Here is a 5,029-nt window from a genome sequence, read left to right on the forward strand (position 1 = left end):
TGCGCCGCCGGCCCGGTGGCCGTGGTCTACCCTGAAGGGGTCTGGTACAGCTATGTGGATGAGAGTGACATCGACGAAATTGTGGAGTCGCACCTGAAAAACGGCAGGGTGGTGACCCGCCTGCTGACGCCGCCGGACCTGGGACGTTGAACTGGTTGATGCATGTTTTGATGCATTACCCGCATCCAATAAGCCTTTGTTGCTATATTGAATATAGCAAATCTTTGAAATTGCCTGCTCTGGTGCCAGGTTTCATGTCTTTTATGAAAAAACTGTTTTTGCTGTTGATGGCCTGGCTGGCCTTGTCGGCAGCGGCCCAGGTGCCGCAGCCGCCTGAAATTGCCGCCCGTTCGTATTTGCTGCTGGATGTGACGGCCAACCAGATCCTGGCGCAAAAGGACATCGATACGCCGGTGGAGCCGGCGTCGCTGACCAAACTGATGACGGCGTATCTGGTGTTTGATGCCTTGCGCAACAAAAAAATCGATCTCAAGCAGACTTTGCCGGTGAGTGAGCGTGCCTGGCGGATGCCGGGCTCGCGCATGTTCATTGACCCGAAGATGCAGGTGCCGGTGGAAGATTTGATCAAGGGCATGATTGTGCAAAGTGGCAACGATGCCACCGTGGCGCTGGCTGAGGGAGTGGGGGGCAGCGTGGAGCGTTTTGTGCAGTTGATGAACGAGCAGGCCAAGGTGCTGGGCATGAAGTCAACCAGCTACAAGAATCCCGAGGGCCTGACTGAGGCTGGCCATACCACCACGGCGCGGGACCTGAGTGTGCTGGCCACCCGGCTGCTGCACGATTTCCCGAATGACGTGGCTTATTACGCCATCAAGAAATACCGTTACCCGGGTTCTCCGGCGGCCAATGATGGCAATCGCAACTTGCTGCTGTTTCGCGATCCGACGGTGGATGGTCTCAAGACCGGGCACACTGAAGCGGCTGGGTATTGTCTGGTTGCCACGGCGCGGCGTGAGGTCTCCGGGGTGGGGAGCCGCCGTCTGCTGTCGGTGGTGTTGGGGGCGGCCAGCGAGAACGCCCGTGCCAATGAGTCGCAGAAGCTGCTGAACTGGGGTTATACGGCGTTCGAAGCGGTGAAGTTGTTTGACGCCAACCAGGCGGTGGTGTCGCCGGCGGTCTGGAAGGGCAAGGCGCCAACCGTGTCCCTGGGCCTGCCCTGGCCGGTCGTGGTGGCGGTGCCTGCCGGAACCGGCAGCAAACTGACGACCGAAGTGGCCCGCCCGGAGCCGCTGGTGGCGCCGCTGGCCAAGGGGCAGGCGCTGGGCACGCTGAAGGTCAGCAGCGGTGGCAAAGTGGTGGCCGAGGTGCCGCTGCAGGTGCTGCAGGGCGTGGAGCAGGCCGGGGTGCTGGGGCGCGCCTGGGATGCCTTGCGTCTGTGGATCAAGTAAACGGCTTGCGGCGGCAGGGTTGACCTGATATAGTAGCGGGCTTTTCGGAATTTCCGAAGGGTTTCACGTTTTCGTTATTTTCATGTTTTAAACGTTTAGGGACGTTTGTATTTAGGAGGCTCAGGTGCCAACCATTAATCAGTTAATCCGTCAGGGGCGGTCGGTCGAAACGATCAAGTCCAAGAGCCCTGCGATGGAAAATTCTCCACAACGCCGCGGTGTTTGCACCCGCGTTTACACCACCACTCCGAAGAAGCCTAACTCGGCTTTGCGTAAGGTCGCCAAGGTGCGCCTGACCAACGGGTTTGAGGTGATTTCGTACATCGGCGGTGAAGGCCACAACCTGCAGGAACACAGCGTGGTGCTGGTTCGCGGCGGTCGTGTCAAGGACTTGCCGGGTGTGCGTTACCACATCGTGCGTGGCTCGCTTGACTTGCAAGGCGTGAAAGACCGCAAGCAGTCGCGTTCCAAGTATGGTGCAAAGCGTCCTAAGGCTAAATAAGCTGCTGGTTGTTTGAATGTAAAAAGGTGTTTGTTGCTGCGTGGCGCAGTCAGCAAACGTAGTGGCCCAAGGTTCGGGTCAAGTAAGTGAGAGACTTATTTTTAACTCTCGCGGTGTCCTGAAAAAGGATGCCAACTGAAGCAATAGAGGTGAAAAAATGCCACGTCGTCGCGAAGTCCCTAAACGTGAAATCCTGCCGGATCCTAAATTCGGCAATGTCGAGCTGTCCAAATTCATGAACGTGATCATGGAAGGCGGCAAAAAGGCGGTTGCAGAGCGCATCATTTATGGTGCTCTGGAGCAGATCGCCAAAAAGCATCCCGATAAGGATGCGCTGGAAGCCTTTACCGTGGCTATCAACAACGTGAAGCCGCTGGTTGAAGTGAAATCCCGTCGCGTTGGTGGTGCCAACTACCAGGTGCCGGTTGAGGTGCGTCCTGTCCGTCGTCTGGCTTTGTCCATGCGCTGGATCAAGGAGGCCGCCCGCAAGCGCGGTGAAAAATCCATGGCCCTGCGTCTGGCCAATGAGCTGCTGGAGGCCACTGAAGGCCGCGGCGGTGCCATGAAGAAGCGTGACGAAGTTCACCGCATGGCGGAAGCCAACAAGGCTTTCTCGCACTTCCGTTTCTAAACCGACGGATCGGTCTCCGTATTGACTCAAGGTCGTTGGTGTTTTGCCAGCGGCCTTTTGTTGATTGGGGCTGACGCAAAGTAGCTGGTCCGCTTGGCGAAAACGAGCGGTCTGGTCCCCAAATAAAACGATCAACCAAGGATCTATCATGGCTCGCACAACTCCTATCGAGCGCTACCGCAATATCGGTATTTCCGCGCACATTGACGCTGGCAAAACCACCACGACCGAACGTATTCTTTTTTATACCGGTGTGAACCACAAGATTGGTGAAGTGCACGACGGCGCAGCCACCATGGACTGGATGGAACAGGAGCAAGAACGTGGTATCACGATCACGTCTGCTGCGACCACCTGCTTCTGGAAGGGTATGGACACCTCCTTCCCCGAGCACCGCATCAACATCATCGACACCCCTGGCCACGTGGACTTCACGATTGAAGTGGAGCGTTCCATGCGTGTGCTGGATGGCGCCTGCATGGTGTACTGCGCTGTGGGCGGCGTGCAGCCCCAGTCTGAAACCGTGTGGCGTCAGGCGAACAAGTACAAGGTGCCGCGCCTGGCCTTTGTGAACAAGATGGACCGTACCGGTGCCAATTTCTTCAAGGTCGTGGACCAGATGAAGTTGCGCCTGAAGGCCAACCCCGTGCCCATCGTGATCCCGATCGGCGCCGAAGAAAACTTCACTGGCGTGGTGGATTTGCGCAAGATGAAGGCCATCATTTGGGATGAAGCTTCCCAGGGCATGAAGTTCACGTTCGGCGAGATTCCGGCTGAATTGGTTGAGGCGGCCAAAGAGTGGCGCGAAAAAATGGTGGAAGCAGCAGCCGAAGCCTCCGAAGAGCTGATGAACAAGTACCTCGAAGAGGGTGACCTGACCGAAGAGGAAATCACCGCCGGTCTGCGCATGCGCACCATCGCTGGTGAAATCCAGCCCATGTTGTGTGGCACTGCGTTCAAGAACAAGGGCGTGCAGCGCATGCTGGACGCCGTCATTGAGCTGATGCCTTCTCCGCTGGACGTGAAAGCCATCAAGGGCTTTGACGAAGACGAAAAGGAAGTCACCCGCAAGGCTGACGACGACGAGAAGTTTGCCGCTTTGGCGTTCAAGTTGATGACCGACCCGTTTGTGGGTCAGTTGACCTTCGTGCGCGTGTACTCCGGTGTGCTGAAAAAGGGCGACACCGTTTACAACGCGGTGCGCGGCAAGAAAGAGCGTATCGGTCGTATCGTGCAGATGCACGCCAACAACCGTGAAGAAGTCGACGAAATCCGTGCTGGCGACATTGCTGCCTGCGTGGGCTTGAAGGACGTGACCACCGGTGAAACCCTGTGTGATCCCAATGCGGTGATCACGCTGGAGCGCATGGTGTTCCCGGATTCCGTGATTCGCCAGGCCGTGGAGCCCAAGTCCAAAGCCGACCAGGAAAAAATGGGTATTGCCCTGAGCCGCCTGGCTGCAGAGGATCCTTCCTTCCGCGTGCAAACCGATGAGGAATCGGGCCAGACCATCATTGGTGGTCAGGGCGAGTTGCACCTGGAAATCATTGTGGACCGCATGAAGCGCGAGTTTGGTGTGGAAGCCAACGTGGGCAAGCCCCAGGTTGCCTACCGCGAAACTATCCGTAAACAAGTGACGGAAGTTGAAGGCAAGTTCGTGCGTCAGTCCGGTGGTAAGGGCCAATATGGTCACGTCGTGTTCACGGTTGAACCCAACGAAGCCGGCAAGGGTTTTGAATTTGTTGACGCCATTAAGGGCGGTGTGGTTCCTCGTGAATACATCCCCGCGGTTGAGAAGGGCGTGATCGAAGCCCTGAACCAGGGTGTGCTCGCTGGCTACCCTGTGGTGGACGTCAAGGTCACGTTGACCTTCGGTTCCTACCACGATGTGGACTCGAACGAAAACGCGTTCAAGATGGCTGCTATCTTCGGTTTCAAGGAAGGTTGCCGCAAGGCCAACCCAGTGATTCTGGAGCCCATGATGGCCGTGGAAGTGGAAACGCCGGAAGACTACGCCGGTAACGTGATGGGCGATTTGTCCTCACGCCGCGGCATGGTGCAGGGCATGGACGACATGGTTGGTGGTGGCAAGGCCATCAAGGCTGAAGTGCCGCTGTCCGAAATGTTCGGCTACTCCACCACATTGCGCTCCATGTCGCAAGGTCGCGCTACCTACACGATGGAATTCAAGCACTATGCGGAAGCCCCGCGCAACGTGTCTGAAGCCATCATGGCAGCACGCGCCAAGTAATTTTTGTTTGTCTGCGATGGTGTGCCGCCCTGTTCCCGTGCGGGGCGATTCAGCAACACTGTGCAGACGTAAAACCAATACACGGGAATAGCTCTTTGGAGAATTGAAAAATGGCAAAAGAAAAATTCACCCGTACCAAGCCCCACGTGAACGTGGGCACGATCGGTCACGTTGACCACGGCAAGACCACCCTGACGGCGGCCATCACCACCGTGCTGGCCTCCAAGTTTGGCGGC

5 protein-coding genes and 1 pseudogene are annotated in these 5,029 nt (G+C 57.2%); all 6 read left to right on the plus strand.

The genetic code is table 11. From position 1 onward, the window contains the following. A pseudogene (locus PHF15_RS16450) lies at positions 1–150 on the plus strand ((2Fe-2S) ferredoxin domain-containing protein); the annotation flags it as partial. A 104-nt stretch (positions 151–254) separates the two neighbouring features. Continuing rightward, positions 255–1,409, plus strand: a complete 1,155-nt coding sequence (locus PHF15_RS16455) for a D-alanyl-D-alanine carboxypeptidase family protein (protein WP_300122894.1) — start codon at positions 255–257, stop codon at positions 1,407–1,409. A gap of 124 nt (positions 1,410–1,533) precedes the next feature. After that, positions 1,534–1,911 carry a 30S ribosomal protein S12 gene (gene rpsL / locus PHF15_RS16460; RefSeq protein ID WP_300122896.1) on the plus strand — a complete coding sequence of 126 codons (378 nt, stop codon included), beginning with the start codon at positions 1,534–1,536 and terminating at the stop codon, positions 1,909–1,911. 157 nt (positions 1,912–2,068) lie between these two features. Beyond that, the gene (gene rpsG, locus PHF15_RS16465; protein WP_075585502.1) at positions 2,069–2,542 is read left to right on the plus strand and encodes a 30S ribosomal protein S7; all 474 of its coding nucleotides are present in this window, start codon (positions 2,069–2,071) and stop codon (positions 2,540–2,542) included. Between the two features lie 148 nt (positions 2,543–2,690). Then, positions 2,691–4,793, plus strand: coding sequence for an elongation factor G (gene fusA, locus PHF15_RS16470; protein WP_300122899.1), 2,103 nt, complete (start codon positions 2,691–2,693; stop codon positions 4,791–4,793). A 110-nt stretch (positions 4,794–4,903) separates the two neighbouring features. Continuing rightward, the coding region (locus tag PHF15_RS16475) for a GTP-binding protein (protein ID WP_300122900.1) at positions 4,904–5,029 on the plus strand (126 nt) is incomplete at its 3' end.

Origin of the sequence: Rhodoferax sp., from assembly GCF_028689295.1 — a bacterium.
In the GTDB taxonomy this organism is placed as follows: domain Bacteria; phylum Pseudomonadota; class Gammaproteobacteria; order Burkholderiales; family Burkholderiaceae_C; genus Rhodoferax.

Bases quoted from the DNA above. Each gene is read 5' to 3' on its own strand.
- PHF15_RS16455 (WP_300122894.1), top strand. From the start codon at position 255: ATGTCTTTTATGAAAAAACTGTTTTTGCTGTTGATGGCCTGGCTGGCC.
- rpsG (WP_075585502.1), top strand. From the start codon at position 2,069: ATGCCACGTCGTCGCGAAGTCCCTAAACGTGAAATCCTGCCGGATCCT.
- fusA (WP_300122899.1), top strand. From the start codon at position 2,691: ATGGCTCGCACAACTCCTATCGAGCGCTACCGCAATATCGGTATTTCC.